Here is a 22,519-nt window from a genome sequence, read left to right as displayed (position 1 = left end):
TGCGCGCGATGCGCTGCGACGGGTCGACACCGTGCTGGAGGACAATTCCGGTCCCCTAAAGGACACCATCGCGAACCTCAAGACATTCTCCGACGGGCTCGCGCGCAACACCGGCAAAATCGACGGTATTCTGGCAGGCCTCGAAAAGATGACCGGCGGCGGGACGCCGGCTCAGAAGATCACCTATGACCTGCGCACGCCGCAGAATCTTGGGCCGGCCGGCAAGACGCTTACGGCGTCACTGGCGATTCCCGAGCCGACCGCGGTCGCGATGCTCCAGACCCAGCGCATGTTGTTTGCACCCAGCGGGGACAATCCGGGCTTTGCCGAATTCCTCTGGGCCGACAGCATTCCAAAGCTGGTGCAGGCGCGGCTGATCGACAGTTTTGAGAATTACGACATCGCCCACGCGCCGTTGCGCACGACAGATCTCGGCCAAGCGGACTACCAGCTCCTGATCGACATCAGGCGCTTCCGGATCGCCACGGAAGGCGAGGCTCGGGTCGAGATCGGACTGTCGGCACGCATCGTCGACAAGAACGGCAAAGTCGTGGCGTCGCGCCTCGTCGAGACCAGCGAGAAGCTTGACAAGGTCGAGCCGGCCGCAGCGGTCGCAGCGTTCGACACAGCTTTTGCCCGCATTGCAAAGGAGCTGATCGGCTGGACGGTGCAGGCGGTCTAGCGCCGTTTGCGCTCTGCAACAGGGCACTGCGGCCATGCCCGCCAAAATTGATCTGGGTCAATCGGCTTTGGCGCAGTGCAGTAAAATGCACCCCGCGCGGTGGGCTGGGCCTGATGTGGGGCAGCTGGTGCTTGGAGCGGTGGATGAAGGCTTCCGTGGTGACGATCGAGCCGAACGGGCATTTCTGTAGTGATTGTGCGGTCCGCGACTTCGCGGTGTGCTCGTCGCTGGACCCGGCCGAGCTCAGGGAATTCGAGCATCTGGGGCGCCGCGTCCTCTTTGACGGGGGCGAGACCGTCTTCTCCGAGGAGGACACCACGACCTCGTTCTACAATCTCCTCGACGGCGTCATGCGGCTCTACAAGCTGTTGCCCGACGGTCGGCGGCAGATCGTGGGATTTGCGCTACCAGGCGATTTCCTGGGGATGAATATTTCCGGCCGTCACAATTTTTCGGCCGATGCGATCGGTGGCGTCATACTGTGCCAGTTCGCGAAGGCGCCCTTCGGCCGCTTCGTCGAGAGCCGGCCGCATCTCCTGAGGCGGATCAACGAGCTGGCGATTCGCGAGTTGAGCCAGGCGCGCGACCACATGGTCCTGCTCGGCCGCCGATCGGCGGATGAGAAAGTCGCGACGTTTCTGCTCGCCTGGCGCGAGCGGCTATTCTCGCTGAAGGGGGCGTCGGACACGGTTCAGCTGCCGATGAGTCGTCAGGACATTGCCGATTATCTCGGCCTGACCATCGAAACCGTCAGTCGCACCTTCACCAAGCTGGAGCGACATGGGGTGATCGAGATCGTTCATGGCGGCATCAGCCTGCTCGATCCGGCGAAGGTCGAGGCCTTGGCTGCGGCCTGATCCGGCGCTCGCCAATTTTGATCCCAATCAATGACGGCGGTCGTGCACCGCCAATAATGCCCAAAATAACAGGGGAGGGCATCATGCCGACTGACGCACTGCTGGTGACGATCGCTGTCGTGGTCGTTTTTGTCACATTCGCCGGGGCTTTGGCATGGGCAGACCGGCAAACCAGCGCAGGTCGGCCCGATTCGGACGCCAAGCACTGACGGTCCTGAGATCACAATCGCGTTTTACCGCGCTTGCCGCGGAGGCTTCCACGGCCAGCTCGTGGCCGTTCGGCAGCGCCTCAACGCAATGGTGCGCGCGATAGCTGCAACTCTGCATCGACCGGGACACATTGGCTCATCCCCCGGATGCCGCCTTGGCGCCCGACCGTGGCATTTTCGCCGTATTTGGCTCAAACCGTGCACATGCTTTCCGGTTGAAAAGCCTGCTAACGTTGACTACGCAGGAACTCCAGTGCCTCGCAGTCTTAGGAGCCCAGCGGCGTGCCTCAGGACAAGACCGGCGACCCCCGACAAGCTGCGGGCAACAAATTATCGGTCCTGCGCAAGCACCCGATCTTCGCGGATCTGGAGCCGGATGCGCTCGATCAGCTCTGCCGCTACGCCAAGCACACCACGGTGAAGCGCGGTGCGACGATCGCCGCCAAGGGCGATCCCGGCAACAACCTGTTCGCGGTGATCACGGGAACAGTGAAGATTTCCTCTTCATCGCCGGATGGAAGGAACGCTATTCTCAATCTGATCGGTCCTGGAGAAATCTTTGGCGAGATCGCGGTTCTCGATGGCGCGCCGCGCTCGGCCGACGCGACTGCCAACACCAATTGCGAACTCTACATCATCGACCGCCGGGACTTCCTGCCATTCGTGAAGAGCCAGCCGGCGCTGGCGATGAAATTCATCGAGCTGCTTTGCGCGCGCCTGCGCTGGACCAGCCAGCAGGTCGAGCAGGTGATCCTGCAAAATCTGCCGGGCCGGCTTGCGAGCGCGCTGCTCGGTCTCACCGAAGAGCGCAAGTTCGACTCCGGCAGCGGCACGCTCGCCATCACGCAGCAGGAGATCAGCGAGATGGTGGGGATGACGCGCGAGAGCATCAACAAGCAATTGCGCGCCTGGGCCGGCCGCAACTGGGTCCGTCTCGAGCACGGCGCCATCGTCGTGCTGGATACCGATGCGTTGCGCGACCTCGCCGCGAGCGGCCTGGACGGCGAGTGAGGCCTCAGACCTGATTGTCGACGATGGCGACCGCTCGGGTCCACCCTGCGGACGCTCGCTCGATCTTAACCGGGAAGCATGAGACCGTGAATCCGGTCGACGGCAGCTTGTCGAGATTGTGCAGCTTCTCGAGATGGCAATAGCCGATGTGCCGTCCCGCCTTGTGACCTTCCCAGATCAGGCCGGCATCTTTCGTTTCGGCATATTTCTTCGCGGTGTAGACGAACGGCGCGTCCCAGCTCCAGCCGTCGGTGCCGGTCAGCCGCACGCCGCGTTCGAGCAGGTACATGGTGGCCTCATAGCCCATGCCGCAGCCGGAGTTGACGTAATCGGCCTGGCCGAATTTGGCGCCGGCGCTGGTGTTGACGACCACGATCTCCAGCGGCGAAAGCGTGTGCCCGATCCGTTTCAGCTCCTTCTCGACATCGTCGGCAGTCACCACGTACCCATCGGGCAGGTGGCGGAAGTCGAGCTTCACGCCGGGCTGCAGGCACCATTCGAGCGGCACCTCGTCGATCGTCCATGACCGCTCGCCGCGATTCATGGTCGGGTGGAAGTGCCAGGGCGCGTCGAGATGCGTGCCGTTGTGGGTGGACAGCGAGACCTGCTCGACCGCCCAACCCTGGCCATCCGGCAAATCCTCCGCCTTGAGGCCGTCGAAGAACTGCAGCATGCGGGGCAGGCCCTGCTGGTGATCGATATACTGGATCGTCGGGTGATTGCCCGGCGGATCGGCCGTCACGTCGTTTCTGAGTGGCACGGAAATATCGATCAGCTTCCGCGGCATGGGCATTTCCTCGCGATGTTCCGTTTCGGCGCATCTTGGGCGGGCTCTACCTGTGGCGTCAAGTAACGCCCCGGTGCAGGCGATTTCGGAAAAACGGGGGCATTCGCCGATCGCGCCGTCGAAGTGATGCATGATCGATCGATGCAACTCCAGCATTGATCGATGCCGGATTTGGCTTGGACTCAGAATGCCGCCCGCCCTAGGGACGACGTTGGCGACATCGCGCTGATCAGCGCGCATCGCACAAGGATGGGGCGACCGTCACGTCTGCACCTCCAAGCCGCAACCAATAGCGGTCGATTCTAAAACCAGAGGAACGTCCATGGATATGACGAGCATCGTCACCTCGCGCCCGGTATTGGCCGACGGCGAGGCGGGATTAAAGGGAAGCCGGCATCTGCCGCGCAGGTCCCCGCCGGAGAGGGCCCGATGAAGCTCGGACCTTTCCTCGCCGTGATCATCCACCAGTCAAATCCGCTCGACTCCGCCGCGCAATCCTACCAAGGTGGTGCGTTTGTAACGCTTGACTTTACACCTGAAGTGGAGCGACCCAAGGCGGCCTGCAGCATCGGCCCAACAACGACATAATCAACTCAGGAGGAAGCCCAGATGAAGACACTTACCGGTATCATCGCAGCCGCCGTACTGGCGGTCTCAGCGCCGCTGGCGACCGCACGCGATTTCCGTTCGGCCGACATCCACCCCGCCGATTATCCGACCGTCGAAGCCGTCAAGTTCATGGGCAAGCAGCTCGCGACGGCGAGCGGCGGCAAGCTCGGCGTTAAGGTGTTTCCCAACGGAGCCCTGGGCTCCGAGAAGGACACCATCGAGCAGCTGAAGATCGGCGCCCTCGACATGATGCGGATCAACGCATCGCCATTGAACAACTTCGTGCCTGAAACCATCGCGTTGTGCCTGCCCTTCGTGTTCCGGGACACGCAGCACATGCGCACGGTTCTCGATGGTCCGATCGGCGACGAAATCCTGGCGTCCATGGCGCCCGCGGGCCTGATCGGCCTTGCCTATTACGACAGCGGCGCCCGGTCCATTTACACCGTCAAGGCGCCGGTCAAATCGCTCGCCGACCTCAAGGGCCTGAAGATCCGCGTCCAGCAGTCCGACCTCTGGGTCGGCATGATCCAGAGCCTCGGCGCCAACCCGACACCGATGCCGTATGGCGAGGTCTATACCGCGCTCAAGACCGGCCTCGTGGACGCCGCCGAGAACAACTGGCCGTCCTACGAATCCTCGCGTCACTTCGAGGCCGCCAAGTTCTACAACGTCACCGAGCACTCGCTCGCGCCGGAAGTTCTCGTGATGTCCAAGACGGTCTGGGACACGTTGAGCAAGGAGGATCAGGCGATGGTCCGCAAGGCGGCCAAGGAATCGGTGCCCGTCATGCGCAAGCTCTGGGACGAGCGTGAGCAGGCCTCCCGCAAGACCGTCGAGGCGGCCGGCGTGCAGGTCGTCACGATCGCCAACAAGGCGGAATTCGTCGATGCGATGAAGCCGGTGTACGACAAGTTCGCCGGCGACGAGAAGCTGAAGGGCCTGGTCAAGCGGATCCAGGACACGAAGTAGGGCCACAGCGTCGGGTCCGGCGTCGCCGCGAGGCGGCGCCGGACCCCCGCAAGGAGACGCCGATGACAGACCCACATGTCGCAAGCCACGAGCAGGAGGTAACCGGCCGACCGTCGACCGGCTTGCTGTCGCGGATCAATGCCGTCGTTGCTCGCCTCGGCATGTATCTGTCCGTGACCGGCCTGCTCGTCATCGTCACCATCGTGTTCTACCAGGTGTTCGGACGTTACGTGCTTAATTCGAGCCCGACCTGGACGGAGAACCTTGCGCTGGTCCTGATCCTGTATGTCACGCTGATCGGCGCCGCCGTCGGCGTTCGCGACGCCGGACACATCGGCATGGACAGTTTGCTGGTGATGCTTCCGGATCATCTGCGAGAGAAGATCGAGCTCGTGATCCACGTTCTGGTGGCCGTGTTCGGCATTGCGATGGCCTACAACGGCTGGATCCTCGGAGCGTCGGTCGGAACCGTGAAGATCCCCAATCTCGGGCTCCCCGAGGTCATCCGCTACGTCCCGCTGATCGCCTCCGGCGTCCTGATCGTCTCCTTTTCAATCGAGCACATCATTGCGCTCCTGCGCGGCGAAGAGGTCGTCCCCTCATGGAACTGATCATTCTCGGCGCGACCTTCTTCGGCTTCCTGATCCTCGGCGTACCCGTCGCCTTCGCGATCGGCCTCTCGGCGATCTGCACCATCCTCTACGAAGGCCTGCCGGTCGCCGTCATCTTTCAGCAGATGATGTCGGGGATGAACATCTTCTCCTTCCTCGCCATTCCGTTCTTCGTCTTCAGCGGTGAGCTGATGCTGCATGGCGGCGTCGCCGACAAGATCGTGCAGCTTGCCAAGAACCTCGTCGGACACATCCGCGGCGGGCTCGGCATGTCGAACGTGGTCGCCTGCACGCTGTTCGGCGGCGTCTCCGGCTCGCCCGTGGCCGACGTGTCGGCTATGGGCGCGGTGATGATCCCGATGATGAAAAAGGAAGGGTTCGACACCGACTACGCCGTCAACGTCACCACCCATGCCTCTCTGGTGGGCGCGCTCATGCCGACCAGCCACAACATGATCATCTATGCGCTCGCTGCCGGCGGCAAGGTCTCGATCGGCGCGCTGATCGCCGCCGGACTTCTGCCGGCGATCGTGCTGATGGTGTGCATGCTGGTCGCCGCCTACGCGGTCGCGGTGAAGCGCGGCTATCCGGCCGGCAAGTTCCCGGGCTGGGCCGAGGTTTTCCGCTCGTTCGCGGCCGCGCTGCCCGGCCTGCTGATCGTCGGCATCATCCTGGCGGGCATCCTGTCCGGCGTCTTCACGGCAACTGAATCCGCAGCCGTCGCGGTCACCTACACGATCCTGCTGACGTTCTTCATCTACCGCACCATGACCTTGCCGAACTTCCTGCGGGCTGCCGCCAAGGCCGTGAAGACGACGGGTGTGGTGCTGCTGCTGATCGGTGTCTCCACCATGTTCCAGTATCTGATGGGACTTTACGAGGTGGCCGACTTCGCCGGCGACTTGATGAGCAAGGTGTCCTCGCAACCCTGGGTCATCTTCCTGCTCATCAACGTCATCCTGTTCGTGCTCGGCACGTTCATGGACATGGCGGCGACTATCCTGATCTGCACCCCGATCTTCCTGCCGATCGCGATGAAGGCGGGCATGGATCCGGTGCAATTCGGCATGCTGATGCTGATCAACTGCGCGCTGGGGCTGAACACCCCGCCGGTCGGAACGACGCAGTTCGTCGGCTGCGCCATCGGCGGCATCTCGGTGGGGGCGGTGATGCGCACCATCCTGCCGTTCTATGCCGCCCTGATCGCAGCTCTGATGTTCGTGACCTACGTCCCCGCGTTCTCGCTGTGGCTGCCCCGCCTGCTGATGGGCTACAAGGGATAGCAGCAACAGGGAGAAACCGTTCGTGACTGACTATCGCAAGCTCTTCGATCTCACCGGCAAGACCGCCGTGGTGCTCGGCGCCGCCTCGGGCATCGGCAAATCGTCGGCCGAGGCGCTGGCCGGGCTCGGCGCCCGCGTCGTTTGCGCAGATCGCGCGCTTGACGCCGCCGAGGCGACGGCAGCCGGAATTCGCGACAAGGGCGGCTGGGCGGAAGCAGCCAGCTGCGACGCCGCGAGCGCTACGGACGTCAATGCGCTCGCCAAGATCGTGATGCAGAAATTCTCGCGGCTCGACATCGCCGTGACGACGCCCGGGCTCAACATCCGCAAGACCATCCTCGACTACACCGAGGAGGATCTCGACCGCGTCCTCAACCTCAACGTCAAGGGCACCGTCTGGTTCTTCCAGGCCTTCGGCCGCATCATGGTCGAGCAGAAGGGCGGCAGCATCATCGCCTGCTCCTCGGTGCGCGCGGTGACCATCGAGCCGGGCCTTGGCGTCTACGGCTCGACCAAGGCGGCGATCGGCCTCCTGGTGAAGGGTTTTGCTTCAGAGGTCGGCCACGCGGGCGTCCGCGTCAACGCGATCGCCCCGAGCATTGCCGAGACCGCGCTGACAGGCCCGTTCAAGCAGCGGCCCGACATCTACAATCTCTACGCCGGCCACACCGTGTTCAACCGCTGGAGCAGTGCCGACGAGGTCGCGACCGCCGTGGCCTACCTCGCTTCGGATGCCGCGAGCTATGTCAGCGGCAGCACGCTGTTCGTCGACGGCGGCTGGACCGCGGTCGATGGGCCGCCGACCGGTCTCACCCAGTTGCACAAATAGGGCGGCCGTCGGCACCTAGCCGGTAAAGCCCATGCTCCGGCGCAGCTCCCTCCGGTCTGCGCCGGTCAGCAGAGCAATCAGGGCGGCGGCTTCTGTCGGATGTGCGGCCCGCGCGGTCACGCCGGCCGTGTACATCGTCACGAGCTCGCAGCCCGGCGGCAGCGACCCCGATAGCGCGATGCCGTCGGTCGCGATGATCTCGGTCGCCTGGGTACATCCGATCGGCCGGGTTGCGGTGGACTCAGCAAGCTCGCGCATCGCAGTCGCGCCGTTCGGAAAGATCTTGAGACGCGATGCGACCTCATAGGCGATGCCAAGCTGATCCAGCACTTTTGCGACATGCTGTCCTGCGGTCGAGGCTTTGGTGTCCGGAACGTAGATGGCATCCGCGGATCGCAGCACCTCGCCGAGATCGGCCTCAGTCTTCACCGTGACTTTCGGATCGCGGTTACGGACCGCCAGCGCGGTCTCGACCCGGCCGATATCTGCGATCGAGGAGGGGATGATGAGCTTCTCGTCCGCAAGCTTCGTAAGGAGCGCCTGCGTCAGGATCACGAGATCGGCCGGCGTGCTGGTGCGCAGCTTGTCGGCCATGAGACCGACCGCACCGAACTCGCCGTCGATGCTGAATCCGGTCTGCGTCTTGAAGGGCTCGCTGAGGCCGCGCACCAGGCCTTGCGCTGCGCCGCCGCTCAAAATGTTCACTGTCGTCACGATACAAGCTCCATGGCTGCAATGATCTTGTCGCGCGTGATCGGCAGGTCGCGCACGCGCACCCCGAGGCAGTCGAAGACCGCATTGGCGATCGCCGCCGTCACGGGACCGTGCGCGGCCTCGCCGGCGCCGACCGGCTCGATCTCCGGCCGCTGGATGATCTCGACATCCACCGCCGGCACCTCGCTGAAGGTCAGGATCGGATAGTCCGTCCAGGACGTTGATGTAATGTGCGTCCGGTCGAAGCGGACGCGTTCCTTCAGCACCCAGCTCGTGGCCTGGATCGCACCGCCCTCAATCTGGTTGATGACGCCGTCCGGATTGATGGCCTCGCCGACGTCGACCGCAAGCGTCAACCGCTTGACGCGGATGTCGTCGGTGCCTTCGATCTCAGCGATCGCGGCGCAATAAGCGCCCGTGTTCTTGTAGCGAGCGAAGCCAACGCCGTGGCCGATGCCAGACTGTTTTTGTGGTTTCCACTGCGCGCGGCGTGCCGCGGCGCGAATGACGTCGCAGGCGCGCTCGTCGCGGAGATGACGCAGGCGGAACGCGATCGGGTCCTCGCCGCGCAGGACCGCGATCTCGTCGAGTATGGATTCGATCGCGAACACATTGCCTTGCCCGCCCAGGGTCCGCAGCGCCGACGTGCGCACGGGCATCGTCAGCAGCCGGTGGCTCGTGATGGTCCAGGCCGGGAGGTCGTAGAGTGGAACGGAGTTGCGGTCGCCGCCCCCGCCATTGGCGGCCGGTGGATTCGTCGAGATCATGCGCGGGTAGGGGTTCGCGATCTCGGTCGCCCCAAGCAGCGCCGGCTGTGTCGCGCGTCCCGGCCGCGCGGCGTGGCCGTTGCTCCAGATCGCATGGCGCCAGCCGACGATCTCGCTGTTCGCATCGAGGTCGGCCTCGATCTCGATGGCCATCGCTGCGCCGAACGGCGCATGAGACATCTCGTCATGGCGCGACCACTGCACCCGCACCGGGCGGCCGGCGGCGGCTTTCGCCAGCAACACGGCATCGAGCGCGACGTCGTCGGCCGCATTGTGCCCGTAGCAGCCGGCCCCCTCCATATGCTCGACGACGATGTTCTCGGCCGGCAGCTCGAGCACGATCGCAAGATCGGCGCGCAGCAGATAGACGCCCTGGCTGTGTGTCCAGACATGGAGACGATCGCCGTCCCATCGCGCCATGGCGCAGGACGGCGCGATCGAGGCATGGGCGATGTAGGGACGGGTGTATTGCCGGCGAAGGGTGCGCGCAGCTTTCTTCGTCGTTGCCGCTGCTCTGGTATCGATGGCGGTGGTTTCGACCGGCTGGCTCTTCAGAAAGCCTGCGAGATCGTCTTCGTCGGGCAACGGCTCGCCGGCCGACCAGGTTGCGCCCTTGCGCAAGGTTTTCAGTACGGCTTCCGCCGCAGCCTCGCTATCGGCAAGCACGCCGGCAAAGCCGCCGTCGCGGACGATTGCGACGAGGCCGGGAACGGCGCGCGCCGCCGTCTCGTCGAGCGCGATCAGTCTGGCACCCGCGATGTGAGGCCGCAGCACGCGGCCGTGTACCAGGTCCGGCAGTGCGCAATCGTGAATGAAGCGCGGTCGCGCGAACACCTTGTCGGGAATGTCGACCCGCTGGATCGAATGTCCGGCGACACCACGTGTGGCAGCGGGCTTCGCGGCGGCGCCCGCGGTGGCGTCGCGGTCGAGCGAGACGTCGCCAGCCAGCTCCCAATAGCTGGTCCTGACGTTGCCGGGACCCGAGATCGTGCCGTCATCGACATCGAGCAGCGCCGCATCGACGCCGAGACGCTCCGATGCGGCTGCGAGGAAGCGCTGGCGCACCTCGGCGCAGACGTGTCGCAGCGCGCGGCCGGACTGCTGGACCGAAAGGCTGCCCGAGGTGACGCCCTCGTTCGGGCTGGCCGCCGTCGAGGCGCGGATCAGCTCGATCCTGCCGATATCGACGTCGAGTTCGTCCGCGGCGATCTGCGCCAGCGCCGTGACGATGCCCTGGCCGATCTCGACCTTGCCGGGCGAGATTGCGACACCGCCTTCGCCGCTGAATCGCACCCAGGACGACAGCTTTGGATTGGCCGCGAGGCTAACCGGCAGTTTCGGGACGGGGGATGGCACACTCATGACGTCGCCGTCTCCGCTGCCGCGCGCAGCACGGCGCGGACCATGCGATTATGCGATCCGCAGCGGCACAGATTGCGATCGAGCGCGGCTCTGACCTCGGTCTCTGTCGGCGTGGGATTGCGCTTCAGCAGTGCCGCCGCGCTGATCAGGATTCCCGAGACGCAGTAGCCGCATTGCATCGCCTGCTCGGAGACGAAGGCGCGTTGCAGCGGATGCGGCTGCTCGGCCGTGCCGAGGCCTTCCACCGTGACGACGTCCTTGTCCGCCACCGACCACATCGGCATGTCGCAGGAGGCCATCGCGCGGCCATCGACCATGACGTGACAGGCCCCGCACTCACCGGCTCCGCAGCCGAAATGCGGACCGGTGACGCCGAGCCGGCCGCGCAGCACATCGAGCAGCGTCTGGTCGGGATCGGCCTCCACGGCCATCGCCGCGCCGTTGAGCTGAAATTGAATGGTCGGCATGATCGCTCCGCGACCTCAGGACTTGTCGAACTTCTTGACGACATCGGCCCATTTCTCGATATCGCCGCGAAGGAATTTTTCGAATTCCTCCGGCGTCATGGACATGGGTACGGCACCCTGCTCGGTCCAGAGTTTTACGATGTCCGGTCGCTTCACCATTGCGTTTACGGCGGCATTGAGCTTGTCGATGACAGGCTTCGGCGTGCCGGCCGGGGCCATCAGGCCAAGCCAGATCGTCGCTTCATAGCCTGCGACGCGGGCTTCGCCCGCGGTCGGCACGTTCGGCAGCACGGCCGAGCGCTCCTTGCCGGTGGTCGCGAGCGCGCGGACCTGGTTCTCGCCGATATTCGGCGCCATCGCCGGCACGGCGTCGATCATCATCTGCACCTGTCCACCGATCACGCCGCTGCGCGCCTCGCCGCTGTTGCGGTAGGGCACGTGGACCACATCGATGCCGGCCATGGCTTTGAACAGCTCGCCGGCCATGTGATAGGGCGTGCCCTGGCCGGATGAGGCGTAGTTCAGCTTGCCCGGCTGCGATTTGGCGAGCGCGATGAACTCCTGCAGAGTCTTCGCCGGAACCTGCGGGTTCACCACGATGACGAGGTCGGAGTAGTTCACCGGCGCGATCGGCGCGAGGTCGCGCATCAGCTCGTATTTGCGCTTGTCCGGCGTCAATAGCGATTCATTCGCGGTCTGGGTGTTGGACATCATCAGCAGCGTGTAGCCGTCGGCCGGCGACTTCGCCGCTTCGACCGTGCCGATGACGCCGCCCGCGCCGGTGCGGTTCTCGACCACGAAGGGCTGGCCAAAGCTCTCCTGGAGCACGTTGCCGATCAGCCGGGCCGCGACGTCCGCCGGCCCGCCGGCGCCAAAGGGCACCACGATCCGGACCGCGTGGTTGGGATAATCCTGTGTCCATGAGGGGGATGCCGAGAGTGCGGCGAACAGGCTTACGGCCAGCGCCAGTATAAAACGTCGGGCCATTATGCCCACCTCCCTGATGTCGTTCTTGTTGGCCGGCACTGTAGCGGCACGGAACGTGGACTGTCGACGCCTCACAAAGCTGGTCGAACAGGGAATATCGGGCGGTTTTCGGTGTGATCCCGCAGCATTTCGCAGGCGCGGCAGGAACCGCGGGCGCGCGCGATCTGAGCAAATCGCATGGGCATTGCCGGATAAATGCCCTCGGCTGCCCGGTATTTTGGTGTTACGAATTTGGACATGAACCAGCACGCCAAGATCGAAATCCGCCATTCGACCTGTCCGCACGACTGCCCCTCGGCCTGCGCGCTCGATATCGAGGTGGTCGAAGGCCGCAGCATTGGCCGCGTCCGTGGTTCGAAAAAGCAGACCTACACGGCTGGCGTCGTCTGCGCCAAGGTCGCCCGCTACGCCGAGCGCATCCATCACCCCGAGCGGCTGATGTATCCGATGCGTCGTACCGGGCCGAAGGGCTCCGGGCAGTTCGCGCGGATCTCCTGGGACGAGGCGCTGGACGAGATCGCGGATCGCTTCAACCAGGCCGAGCGCGAGTACGGCGCGGAATCGATCTGGCCTTATTACTACGCCGGCACGATGGGGCTGGTGATGCGCGACGGCCTCAATCGCCTCACGCATGTGAAGAAATATTCGCGCTTCTATCAGACCATCTGCGCCAATGTCGGGCGCATCGGGTTCGCGATCGGCACCGGCAAGATTGCCGGCGTCGATCCGCGCGAGATGGCGCTCTCCGACCTCGTCGTGATCTGGGGCACCAACCCGGTCAACACGCAGGTCAACGTGATGACGCATGCTGCCCGCGCTCGCAAGGAGCGCGGCGCGAAGATCGCAGCGGTCGACATCTACGACAACGAGACCATGAAGCAGGCTGACATCAAGATCATCCTGCGGCCCGGCACCGATGGCGCCTTCGCGTGCGGCGTGATGCATGTCCTGTTCCGCGATGGCTACGCCGACCGCGCCTATATGGACAAGTACACGGACTGCCCCGATGAGCTCGAGGCGCATCTGAAGACGCGCACGCCGGAGTGGGCGTCCGCGATCTGCGGCGTGTCGGTGTCCGAGATCGAGGCCTTTGCGAAACTGGTCGGCGAGACCAAGCGGACCTTCTTTCGGCTCGGCTACGGTTTCACCCGCTCGCGCAACGGCGCCACGCAAATGCATGCGGCGCTCTGCGTTCCCGCGGTGACCGGCGCCTGGCAATATGAAGGCGGCGGCGCCTTCTTCAACAATTACGCGCTGTGGCACTTCAATGAATCCCTCATCGAGGGCCACGACGCGATCGATAAGACCACGCGGGCGCTCGACCAGTCGCAGGTCGGCCGCATCCTCACCGGCGACGCCGAAGCCTTGCTCGGCAAGGGGCCGATCAAGGCGATGCTGATCCAGAACACCAATCCGATGACGGTGGCACCGGAGCAGGCGCTGGTGCGTCAGGGGTTTGCGCGCGAGGATCTGTTCGTGGCGGTGCACGAGCAGTTCATGACCGAGACGGCCGAGATGGCCGACATCGTGCTGCCGGCGACCATGTTCATGGAGCATGACGATCTCTATTACGGCGGCGGCCACCAGCACATCTCGGTCGGGCCGAAGCTGATCGACCCGCCCGGCGAATGCCGCTCCAACCATCAGGTCATGCAGGCGCTGGCTCCGCGGCTTGGCGCGAAGCATCCGGGCTTCGAGATGACGCCGCGCGAATTGATCGACGCGACGCTGAAGCTCAGCGACCACGGCGACATCGCTGGTCTCGAAGCCGACATCTGGCGCGATTTGCAACCGGACTTCCGGACCTCGCATTATCTCGACGGCTTTGCCCATGCCGACAAGAAATTCCATTTTAAGGCCGATTGGGCGCATCCGCCGTTCGGCCAGACGATGGGCGATTTCGACAAGATGCCGTCGCTGCCGGACCATTGGGCGGTGATCGAGCATACCGATCAAGCCCATCCGTTCCGGCTCGCGACCAGTCCCTCGCGCAGCTTCCTCAACACCACCTTCAACGAGACGCCGTCCTCGCAGGCGCGCGAAGGCAGAGCGAGCGTGATGATCCATCCGCTGGATGCGGCCGCGCTCGACATCGCCGACGGCGACGCCGTGACGCTCGGCAACACCCGCGGCGAGACCACGCTGTTCGCAACGCTGTTCGACGGCGTGCGGCGCGGCGTGCTGATCGCCGAATCCGTTCACCCGAACAAGAATCATATCGGCGGCCGCGGCATCAACGTGCTGACTGGAGCCGATACGATCGCGCCGATCGGGGGAGCTGCATTTCACGACAACAAGGTCTGGATCAGGAAAACGGTCTCGGCCTGAGCGCACGCTTCGCCCGCCCGCCAATTTGTGTCGAGGCGCTAAAGCAATGCCTCGCTACAGATTGCCCTTGCGCCTGCCGCCCGAGCTGCCGCAAATGGCTGCAAACGGGAGCAAGGAAGCGAGCGTACCATGACCGACACCACAGCAATCATCACCGAAAAGCGTGGGCAGGCGTTCTGGATCACCATCAACCGGCCGGAGAAGCGCAACGCGCTGAACGGCGAGGTCATCGCCGGCATCGCCAAAGGCTATCGCGACGCGCATGACGACAAGGACGTCCGCGTCATCGTGCTGACGGGGGCAGGCAACAAGGCGTTCTGCGCCGGCGCCGACTTGCAGAATTCCGGCGCGGCGTTCGCGATGGATCATTCCAAGCCGAATGTCGACTATGCCGATCTGCTGCGGCTGTCGCAGAACGCGACGAAGCCGGCGATTGCGCGGGTCGGCGGCGTCTGCATGGCCGGCGGCATGGGGCTTTTGTCCATGACCGACATGGCGATTGCGGCCGATCACGTCATCTTCGGCCTGCCGGAGGTGAAGGTCGGCGTATTCCCGATGCAAGTGCTTAGCCTGTTGCAGAGCATCGCGCCGCCGCGCCTCGTCAACGAATGGGCGCTCACCGGCGAGCCGTTCGACGCGAAAGCGGCGCAAGCTGCGGGCCTGCTCAACTATGTGGTGCCCACGGCCGAGCTCGATGCCAAGGTCGACTGGCTGATCGGCCGCATCGTCGACAAGTCCCCGACCGCGATCCGCCGCGGCAAATATGCCATGCGCGCCATCGCCTCGATGTCGTTCGACGAGAGCATCGCCTACACCGAAAGCCAGATCGCGTTACTCGCCATGACCGAGGACGCCAAGGAGGGCCTGAAGGCGTTCAGCGAGAAGCGGAAGCCGGTCTGGACGGGGAAGTAAATGCCTACGCTTCAGCTTCCGTCCGCGTAGCCTTGATCATTGCGCTGGTGACGACATCCAATCTGGACTCCATGCGAGCGATGCATGTTTCGGAAGGGGCATTTGCTCGTGCGAGCATGCGCTACGGAGCCGCCGGTGGGCACGGTTTGGGCGAGTTGCAGATGGCCAGGCGCGCGCCTTGGTGTTCTGCATATAAGAGCGGTATTGCTGATAATTTGCTCGTTTAACTTGGAGGTAGCGATGGTCATGACATATCGCAGCCGTTCGTACTGGACGTCACCATCACTGCCGAATGCGAAAATTTTTCGCATTCGGCGCTGTCGGTCCAGCAAGGCTGGTGCAAGATGCCATCATTAGATTGATATCATTGACAAATTTTGAAACTGCCCCGTTTATTGATGCACGGTCTGCGAGAGAGATGGTTGGGAGTACTCATCGTGACGGACGCGGAGCAGTTCAACTACGATCAGATTGAGACGGCGAAGGCGGAGGAGCTGCGCCAGCTTGCTGACGTGATACGCTCAGGTGTGAAAGTGCTCACGAAGACGGCCGTGGAGATAGGCATGTCCCTGATCCTGGCGAAGGTTGGCCTCAGTCGTGGGTTGTTTTTGGATTGGTGCAGTCTGGAAGTGGGCTTCGAGCCGCGCACGGCTCAGCTCTACATGAATCTCGCAGCTCTGTTCGAGCACTACGGAGAGGATGTGTATCTCGTGCCGCTCAGCGCTGCGCTGAATCTTGCTGCTCCGTCGGTTGATGAGGCGGCCGTTGTCGAAATCCTGGCGCGGGCACGAGGCGGCGAACGGCTGACGGTCGAACTCGTCAAGGAATGCATCCGCCGCGCTAAGGCCAAGGCGGGCGAGCCGGCGCCCGTTGGCGCTGCAGAGATGTCCGCTTTGGTCGTGGCCATGCTCGACATCTCCAGGAAGACGGAACTGCGGAAGTTTCTCGGGGGCAAGCCCGGGCCACACGATCGACACTTCATGAAATATCTTCGCGAGCGCCTCGCCGAAGACCTGCGTCAGAGCAATGCTCGTATGCGCCTGCCGCCGCTGCTGCCGCGCGGGCTGCCGGCTGCTTGAGGCTCGTATTTTCTCGCCCGATAAGCGCCGGCTGAAGACATGTCGGCTCGGCCGGACGTCTTCGGCCGCGCGATTTTGTGTGTGCGCTTTTCGGCGCGCCTGCCCCCGGGGTTTCCAAGGCCGCCGCGGAGATCCTCGCTTCTCTGAAGACGTTGGGCCTCGGTCCTTGCAGAAAGGGATGCTAGCAATCGTGACATGTCCTTTATACGTTAGAGATCATCGTGTCGTTCTGCTCTATCCACTTCGGCGTTGTTCAGCACACCAAGCGTTACACCGCTATCGCGCGTTTAGCCTACCAGACAAGCGCGCTTGCCACCGATCGCTTCCAGCGCGTCGACTATCGCTGCTATGCGGGTTTTCACGTCGGAGGGGGCGTGCTGCTGCCCGCAGGGGCGCCCGCGCAATTTGCACAGTGGGATAATTTTTACGCGATGGCGGCATTCAGAGAAACGAGCCGGAACGCGCAGGACGGGAGAATTCTCGATTTCGCCTTGCCGCGCGCGGTCCCCCGCGATCTGCTGCTGCCCTTGGCGGCCTTTGCGCTCATGCCCTTTGTCGGGCTCGGGATGGCGGTGCGGCTCGACGTCGAGTGCGTGCCCGCGAGCGACGGTGAACCGAACCCGCACGCTCACGCCTGGCTCGCGCAACGCAAATTGGAGCAGGACGGCTTCGGTCTCAAGGAGCGCAGCTGGAACACGCTGTTCCGGCGGGATGGCGGGAGGTACGTGCGCGGCCTTGTCGCGGCGCAGATCACGCTTGGTTGCGCGATCCTCGACGTTGACGCTTTCGTGGACCCGCGCCGTAATGATGCAAGGGGAGCCTTCACGCCGGAGCAGCGCCTGCCGCGGAAGGCGTTTAACATCCACAACGCGGGGGGGCATGTCGAGGAGGTCGAACAGCTGAAGGCAAGCCGCCAGCTGAAGCGTGATCGCAAGGCACCCAAGCATGCTCCGCAGCCCGAGGTCGCGAGCACGACCGTGACGAACGCGGCCGTGGATCGTGTCAATGATGATGAGGCCGCCGGACTCAAGAAGCGATTCACGGATGCGGCGGAGGAGGCGGGCTATGAGCTGAAAAGCAACCTGGACGCAGCATCAGGCTTGCCGACGCTCTCGTTGAGCGGGACGTCTGTTGCCTTCGACGGTCGCGCGTTCCTGATCGCGCGAACGGGCGGCTCAGAAGATGCTGCGATCGTCGCGCGCTTCGTGCGCCAGCTTGACTGGCCGGCTCTGGTGGTCGAGGGAGGTCCGCGCCTTGCCGACCTGATGGCGATCGCGGCCGCCAACGAAGGTGTGTTCATGGTCAATCGAGCACCCTCTGCCGCCGCCCGGAATCTCATTTCGCGCGCTTTTTTTGACGAGCTGAAGGCCGCGATTGCGCACCATGATCCGCTCGGGCTCGCGGCAAAACTCCTTGCGGACTTTGAGGAGAACATGGCTTGCACGCACGTGGACGAGCCCGTCGATGAGGCGTTCGTGCAAGCAGCCAGCCAAGTCGATCTTCAATCGGTGGCAGACCGGGTGCCCCCGAACACTGTTCCGGCCCAGCCAGTCAAGGCCGCCGGGCCGGCTTCTGCGTTCGCACCCACGGTTACTACGTCCGGCAATGACGGTCGCGCTGTGGCTGCTGGCTCGGATGCGAGGCAGACCGCCGGTTCACCGTCCGAAGCAGTCGACGATCTGGAAAGTCTGCCGGACGGCGATTCCTGGAAGATCGCATCCGATCCGCCGCAGTTGGCGAAAACTGCTCGCTACCTGCAGGCCTACGCCAACCGGCAGCTGCAAGAGCTGGAGGAGGTTGACGAGATCATGCGCCGGATGCGCGATCGATCGTCCGAGCTTCGCGAGACCGCTCGGCCACCTCCAGGCGTTGGCTTCTCGCCGACCGAGAAATTATAGGGCCGATCTCATGTCGGCCTGTCCCCCCTATTGCGGCCGCCATTTGTTGGGCGGTCGGGAGATAAGTGTTCGTGCCGGAACACTGCATCCCTTTTTGCACGACGTGTGCGGCGGAATGGCAATTCGCAAACGATGCCGTTTTTCGAGCGGCAGAACACCCGCTACCGAAGGTGTCGTTTCTGTCATTCCGACTGGTGAGCAGGGTAAACATTTGCTATGTCTCCCGGGTCCGCCGGTGTTGTCGGTCGGGTGGTCGTCGCACTGACTGCCCCTCGGCCCCGCGAATTTCGCAGGTGACGGCGCTGCGGGGCCCCGCGAGAGGTATCGCATTATCGATCTTCTGCCGGATCGCCTACGAAAATTTGCCATCGTATAGAATCGCAAGGTTGCGTATTTTTCTTTGATCTGTTTGGTCGTCAAAGTTTCATCCGGCTGCAGCGCACTCTCGATCCGGGAGCAACAGCGTTTGAGAAGTTTGCGCCACCGGTCGTTACACTCGGGATACGCCCAAGCAGGCGCACCGAAGAGACGCGGGTTTGCGTCCACTAGTTTGTTCTGCCAATTCATCTTCGTGAAAGGTCCTATCGCCATTCGACCAAATTTCGACGGTCGTCATGTCTCCTGCCTGCCCTCGTCTGGCGCGCCCGGCGCCTTGTTGTCCGTCGCTTTATCGTCATCCTTCGGAACCGTCTTCATCAGACGCTTCTCGAAGGCAGCGAATTCTGCGCCCACATGCGCCTCGTTCTTCGCGGATGGAGCGGCTTCTGCCATGGCTCTGGCACAAGACATCGGGTCGCTCGTATCGTAGCCGAGAGAGTCTTCCGGAGTACCTCGTCGGATAACGGCTTTCCGCTGCTCGGCCGCCCAAGCCGCGATCTTGGCGACGAGACTCCACACAGATGCACGCCGGTCGTGACCGCGCATCTCGCCTTCGGCTTTCCACGCAGGTGTGCCGGCGACGGGATTGACGCCTTCGGAGACCCGCATCGTGTAGTTCGAGATGTCCTCGAGATCGCTTACATTTGCGATAAACGCGGTTGCAAGAACCCGCGCGCGGCGCGGCTCTCCGCCGGGCCAGATTTCGACAGTGACTCGCAGCACGTCAATTACCCCTGCTTTTGCCCTCTGAAAAGGGGCCCTTCTATTTGGTCGAGCCCGCATTCGCTTGCAGCAAGTACAGTGAAGCAGTCATCGCCATGATCGTACTGCTTGCACTCCAAGACTCGGATCATTCCGTTTATTATTGCAATGTGCACGTCCGTATCTTCCAACCCTCTTGGCATCAGCATAGGGTGGCCGTCAGCGTGCTCGGTGCACAGGGTTGTGACTGCGCTATCATTGCTGTGGGGCCGACCAGGGGCCCCGCAGAATTCGCAAATGCAGGCCGATGCGGCATATGCACGTTGGAGAATGTTGCGAATTGTTACCTTGCTGGAAAAGCAAAGGGGCTTCCAAGTGCGACTGCCTTTGTTTTGAACCTCCTCCCAGCGGAATCGCAGGGTCCCTAATTCCTGATAGACTTGCGTGACTTTAATTTCCCCAGAGATGTGGAAGCCGAAAAGAAATGGTGCGCCGAGATCGCTGCAGGTGCGATCGATGATCTTTTCCCAACCTGAACCGCAGTCCGGTAGTCCCGTCGCTAGTTCCGGGTCTCCCGCGGGTGGATCAAAGAGCCTGTGGTGCTTCCAAACGAGTCTCGCGCGCCAATCACGCGGCTCTGGGACACCATGCATCGCCATGTCATACCTCCACTATAGCATATGGATTAAATTTACCGCCGAGAACTGGATTACTTACGACGCGTGTGCGTCCGCACTGGATGTCGCACGGCACGTGCACGTGGCCGCAGATCCAGAGATCCGGACGAAGTTGCTCCGGCATCGCTCGCAAAACATCTGATCCGTAAAACGCGGGCGCCCACCACCGCGTGCCAATCATCCCTTGATAGGCATCGACAAATTCCGGCATCGGCGGATGGTGCGTCACCACAACAGTCGGCCCATCGTGCGGGCCGGCAAGCTCGTCCATTAAGATCGCCCTCTCGCGCGTGTTCGGCGACCGCGTCGTACGGGGTCCAAATGCCGCGCTCTGTTCGGATCCTGCGATACTCCTCCAGCCCGCTACGCCAATGCCCAGCTATCGCGCGCGCGTGCGCCGCCCACACTTCCGCAGGCATCAGCATCCGATCACTCCAGAGCGTGAGCCCGACGAACCGTACGTTGCCGATCCAACAGACGGGTTCGTCGGCGGTCAACACGTGTACGATGTCATCATCCGCGGCGTCATCCTGCCGCCGCGCTTCCGCGCGCATCAGACGGATGAAATCGTTGTTCGTGCGCTTGTCCTCCGGGTTGCTCGTGTAAAGATCGTGGTTTCCCGCAACAGCGACAACGGATTTGCCGCAGGCATACTCGACCACGCTCTGGATCGCGCGTTCAGGCTCGCCCACCTCACAGATGTCGCCGGCGCAGACCAACACGTCAAAGTCAGCAGCCGGAGGCTCTGGGAAAGCCCCGAGATGCCAATCCAAAGAGTAAGCTACCCTCACTGTGCACTCCGCCCCGTGTGCACCCGATCACCATTTTTGCTAGTTTCCTCAGGCTGTAATCTTGGACCCGGCATGATTCACCCGATGCTTGGCTAATTGGGTCGAAAATACCGATTTTATAGGTATCTGTAAAGTCGGTTTATGTCTCCAGCCCCCTCCGGGAGGCTGGATGCCAAAAACGGTCACGTCACCGATTCAGAAGAAACTCGCGGCCATTCTCGTCGAGCTCAGGAAGGACGCTGGGCTTCGCCAGGTCGATCTCGCCGAGAAGCTCGGAGTGTATCAATCGTGGGTCACCCACTTAGAGTCCGGCCAGCGTCGGATCGATGTGGTTGAGCTGATCGAGCTGGGACGAATCCTAGGTTTCGATCCGGCCGAAGTGGTGCGGAGGCTCGATCGGCGCTAGCCCGTCGGGCTGGAACAAAGCGTACTGCGGCAGGCGCAAGCTAAGAGGGTGCCAAGCGATTTCCGCCTCCCATTTAGTCGGAAGCGGGAGCCCAACGCTCCTCTTTTAGTTGTCGAGCCTCGCGCGTCGTAGAGATGCTTGTGCTTGTGTGTTTCGGCTCCGAATATTGACTCCTCGTATTGCCGCATGAATGTCACCCTGGATGAAGGTCCGCAGACTGGCCGCTGGACCGACAATGGTGTGGCCGTCTCTCTGGGGGACTGTGGGCGGGGCGGAATGATCACCAAACGCAGCGCCTGCCACGGGGCCGGTCCGCATGCTCGGCGCGGCTATTGGTTGCGTTGACATGGATGCGATGATTGTCCCCACCACCTTCTGCCGGAAGGATCGAAGCAGGCGCTGAACGGTCGAATGCTACTTGTCATCGAAGGATCGATGGCGGCGAGCCTTCGCACGATGGTCAGCGCAGTGAGTTGCGGCTCGACGGCAAACCAGTTCTCGATCGTCGCTGGATACGGATCGAGCTTCGAGGGCATGCGAATGCGTTTCTTGTATCGCCGTTTCGGTCGGCGATGTGTGACTCGCACTTCGGCAGTCGTGGCCGTCGTGTCGAGCGATCGAGCAAACGACAGCGGATCAGCCGGCGATGCGCTGTCTGTTGCTGTCGCGAGAGCCGCCGGACCACGGCGCCGTTCTTCTGTTCCACCAAGCCTGGTCTTCTTGTAGCGCGGGACCGCGTCACCTCGATCTTTTGTGCTGGGCACCACGGAACACCGACGTCGTTAGTGTACGCGCTGTCGTTATCAGGCTGCATTTGATGATCGAGAGCGGACCCATCCGAACCGCTCCCTTCAGCGCCCAACGCATTCATTTCGAGACCGGCGATTGCGCTGCTTGCAAGACGCATCTTGTGCTCCCTTATCAACCCAGCATTTCTAATTGGTGGGCAGACAGTCTGACGCCACTGTCAGGCAATGGCGACTTCCGTAAGAAGTTCGGGATTCTGCTCGGTGCGTTGTTGTATCTACGTTCGATCAGTGCGGCGCGTGGTCATTCCTATCGGACTTGATCTCGAGTGCCTGCTCCGTTGTGCTAGTACCCGGAATCAGAGCTGAGTGATACGGCGGCCTTTGAAACGGCGTTGACGGACCTTTTTCTTGGTCCAGACGAAGGGCTCGGCTCTGTCGTTGTATGCGTTGAC

At 62.9% G+C, this 22,519-nt stretch carries 22 protein-coding genes; 15 read left to right on the top strand and 7 right to left on the bottom strand.

Going from position 1 to position 22,519, the window contains the following annotated elements; translation table 11 throughout:
- The 4 genes from QJT78_RS38700 to QJT78_RS38685 all read left to right on the top strand — a co-directional run.
- Window positions 1-682 (top strand): ABC-type transport auxiliary lipoprotein family protein (locus tag QJT78_RS38700; protein WP_281460486.1); only part of this gene is annotated, 682 nt, incomplete at its 5' end.
- Window positions 683-825: 143 nt separating this feature from the next.
- Window positions 826-1,539, top strand: coding sequence for a helix-turn-helix domain-containing protein (locus tag QJT78_RS38695; RefSeq protein ID WP_028149677.1), 714 nt, complete (start codon window positions 826-828; stop codon window positions 1,537-1,539).
- 83 nt (window positions 1,540-1,622) lie between these two features.
- The gene (locus tag QJT78_RS38690) at window positions 1,623-1,748 is read left to right on the top strand and encodes a hypothetical protein (protein ID WP_256461316.1); all 126 of its coding nucleotides are present in this window, start codon (window positions 1,623-1,625) and stop codon (window positions 1,746-1,748) included.
- 282 nt (window positions 1,749-2,030) lie between these two features.
- A complete protein-coding gene (locus QJT78_RS38685; protein WP_028149678.1) occupies window positions 2,031-2,759 on the top strand; it encodes a Crp/Fnr family transcriptional regulator in 729 nt (242 codons plus the stop codon).
- A gap of 4 nt (window positions 2,760-2,763) precedes the next feature.
- On the opposite strand, the gene QJT78_RS38680 is transcribed toward QJT78_RS38685, so the two are convergent.
- Entirely contained in the window at window positions 2,764-3,546 is a 783-nt protein-coding gene (locus QJT78_RS38680) for a cyclase family protein (protein WP_028149679.1), read from the bottom strand.
- Between the two features lie 429 nt (window positions 3,547-3,975).
- Here QJT78_RS38680 and QJT78_RS38675 point away from each other — a divergent pair, with 429 nt between their 5' ends.
- The 5 genes from QJT78_RS38675 (at window position 3,976) to QJT78_RS38655 (ending at window position 7,850) form a co-directional block, all read left to right on the top strand.
- Window positions 3,976-4,134, top strand: coding sequence for a hypothetical protein (locus tag QJT78_RS38675; RefSeq protein ID WP_155257812.1), 159 nt, complete (start codon window positions 3,976-3,978; stop codon window positions 4,132-4,134).
- Window positions 4,135-4,155: 21 nt separating this feature from the next.
- Window positions 4,156-5,127 carry a TRAP transporter substrate-binding protein gene (locus QJT78_RS38670; protein WP_028149681.1) on the top strand — a complete coding sequence of 324 codons (972 nt, stop codon included), beginning with the start codon at window positions 4,156-4,158 and terminating at the stop codon, window positions 5,125-5,127.
- A gap of 62 nt (window positions 5,128-5,189) precedes the next feature.
- On the top strand, window positions 5,190-5,738 hold the full coding sequence (locus QJT78_RS38665) for a TRAP transporter small permease (RefSeq protein WP_014493779.1): 549 nt from the start codon (window positions 5,190-5,192) through the stop codon (window positions 5,736-5,738).
- On the top strand, window positions 5,729-7,021 hold the full coding sequence (locus QJT78_RS38660; protein WP_028149682.1) for a TRAP transporter large permease: 1,293 nt from the start codon (window positions 5,729-5,731) through the stop codon (window positions 7,019-7,021). Before QJT78_RS38665 ends, QJT78_RS38660 begins: the two co-directional genes overlap by 10 nt.
- A gap of 22 nt (window positions 7,022-7,043) precedes the next feature.
- Window positions 7,044-7,850 carry an SDR family oxidoreductase gene (locus QJT78_RS38655; protein ID WP_028149683.1) on the top strand — a complete coding sequence of 269 codons (807 nt, stop codon included), beginning with the start codon at window positions 7,044-7,046 and terminating at the stop codon, window positions 7,848-7,850.
- A gap of 15 nt (window positions 7,851-7,865) precedes the next feature.
- Here QJT78_RS38655 and QJT78_RS38650 read toward each other — a convergent pair whose 3' ends face one another.
- The 4 genes from QJT78_RS38650 to QJT78_RS38635 are packed head-to-tail and all read right to left on the bottom strand — an operon-like array spanning window position 7,866 to window position 12,147.
- Complete coding sequence (locus tag QJT78_RS38650; RefSeq protein WP_038944157.1) at window positions 7,866-8,564, bottom strand: substrate-binding domain-containing protein; 699 nt, start codon at window positions 8,562-8,564, stop codon at window positions 7,866-7,868.
- Window positions 8,561-10,693, bottom strand: coding sequence for a molybdopterin cofactor-binding domain-containing protein (locus QJT78_RS38645; protein WP_038944156.1), 2,133 nt, complete (start codon window positions 10,691-10,693; stop codon window positions 8,561-8,563). Before QJT78_RS38645 ends, QJT78_RS38650 begins: the two co-directional genes overlap by 4 nt.
- Complete coding sequence (locus tag QJT78_RS38640; RefSeq protein WP_028149685.1) at window positions 10,690-11,160, bottom strand: (2Fe-2S)-binding protein; 471 nt, start codon at window positions 11,158-11,160, stop codon at window positions 10,690-10,692. Before QJT78_RS38640 ends, QJT78_RS38645 begins: the two co-directional genes overlap by 4 nt.
- A 15-nt stretch (window positions 11,161-11,175) precedes the next feature.
- Window positions 11,176-12,147, bottom strand: a complete 972-nt coding sequence (locus tag QJT78_RS38635) for a tripartite tricarboxylate transporter substrate binding protein (protein WP_281460485.1) — start codon at window positions 12,145-12,147, stop codon at window positions 11,176-11,178.
- 237 nt (window positions 12,148-12,384) lie between these two features.
- Between QJT78_RS38635 and QJT78_RS38630 the strand changes: the two genes are divergently transcribed.
- The 4 genes from QJT78_RS38630 (at window position 12,385) to QJT78_RS38615 (ending at window position 18,364) form a co-directional block, all read left to right on the top strand.
- Window positions 12,385-14,475, top strand: coding sequence for a molybdopterin oxidoreductase family protein (locus tag QJT78_RS38630; RefSeq protein ID WP_028149687.1), 2,091 nt, complete (start codon window positions 12,385-12,387; stop codon window positions 14,473-14,475).
- A gap of 129 nt (window positions 14,476-14,604) precedes the next feature.
- Window positions 14,605-15,387, top strand: coding sequence for an enoyl-CoA hydratase/isomerase family protein (locus tag QJT78_RS38625; protein WP_028149688.1), 783 nt, complete (start codon window positions 14,605-14,607; stop codon window positions 15,385-15,387).
- A gap of 437 nt (window positions 15,388-15,824) precedes the next feature.
- Window positions 15,825-16,466 carry a DUF3102 domain-containing protein gene (locus QJT78_RS38620; RefSeq protein WP_157790151.1) on the top strand — a complete coding sequence of 214 codons (642 nt, stop codon included), beginning with the start codon at window positions 15,825-15,827 and terminating at the stop codon, window positions 16,464-16,466.
- Window positions 16,467-16,687: 221 nt separating this feature from the next.
- A complete protein-coding gene (locus QJT78_RS38615; protein ID WP_038944154.1) occupies window positions 16,688-18,364 on the top strand; it encodes a MobA/MobL family protein in 1,677 nt (558 codons plus the stop codon).
- Between the two features lie 612 nt (window positions 18,365-18,976).
- On the opposite strand, the gene QJT78_RS38610 is transcribed toward QJT78_RS38615, so the two are convergent.
- Both QJT78_RS38610 and QJT78_RS38605 read right to left on the bottom strand, forming a co-directional pair.
- Window positions 18,977-19,351, bottom strand: a complete 375-nt coding sequence (locus QJT78_RS38610; RefSeq protein WP_193375966.1) for a hypothetical protein — start codon at window positions 19,349-19,351, stop codon at window positions 18,977-18,979.
- A 753-nt stretch (window positions 19,352-20,104) separates the two neighbouring features.
- Window positions 20,105-20,392 carry a hypothetical protein gene (locus tag QJT78_RS38605; protein WP_240537673.1) on the bottom strand — a complete coding sequence of 96 codons (288 nt, stop codon included), beginning with the start codon at window positions 20,390-20,392 and terminating at the stop codon, window positions 20,105-20,107.
- Window positions 20,393-20,492: 100 nt separating this feature from the next.
- On the opposite strand from QJT78_RS38605, the gene QJT78_RS38600 reads away from it, so the two are divergent.
- Both QJT78_RS38600 and QJT78_RS38595 read left to right on the top strand, forming a co-directional pair.
- Window positions 20,493-21,008, top strand: a complete 516-nt coding sequence (locus QJT78_RS38600; RefSeq protein WP_038944152.1) for a hypothetical protein — start codon at window positions 20,493-20,495, stop codon at window positions 21,006-21,008.
- Between the two features lie 73 nt (window positions 21,009-21,081).
- Window positions 21,082-21,318, top strand: coding sequence for a helix-turn-helix transcriptional regulator (locus QJT78_RS38595; protein ID WP_038944151.1), 237 nt, complete (start codon window positions 21,082-21,084; stop codon window positions 21,316-21,318).
- Window positions 21,319-22,519 lie beyond the last annotated feature (1,201 nt).

The sequence above is a fragment of the Bradyrhizobium sp. Mp27 genome, assembly GCF_029953005.1.
Taxonomy (GTDB): domain Bacteria; phylum Pseudomonadota; class Alphaproteobacteria; order Rhizobiales; family Xanthobacteraceae; genus Bradyrhizobium; species Bradyrhizobium barranii.
The sequence above is the reverse complement of the archived record's forward strand: the minus strand, read 5'-3'. Positions and strand labels throughout refer to the sequence as shown.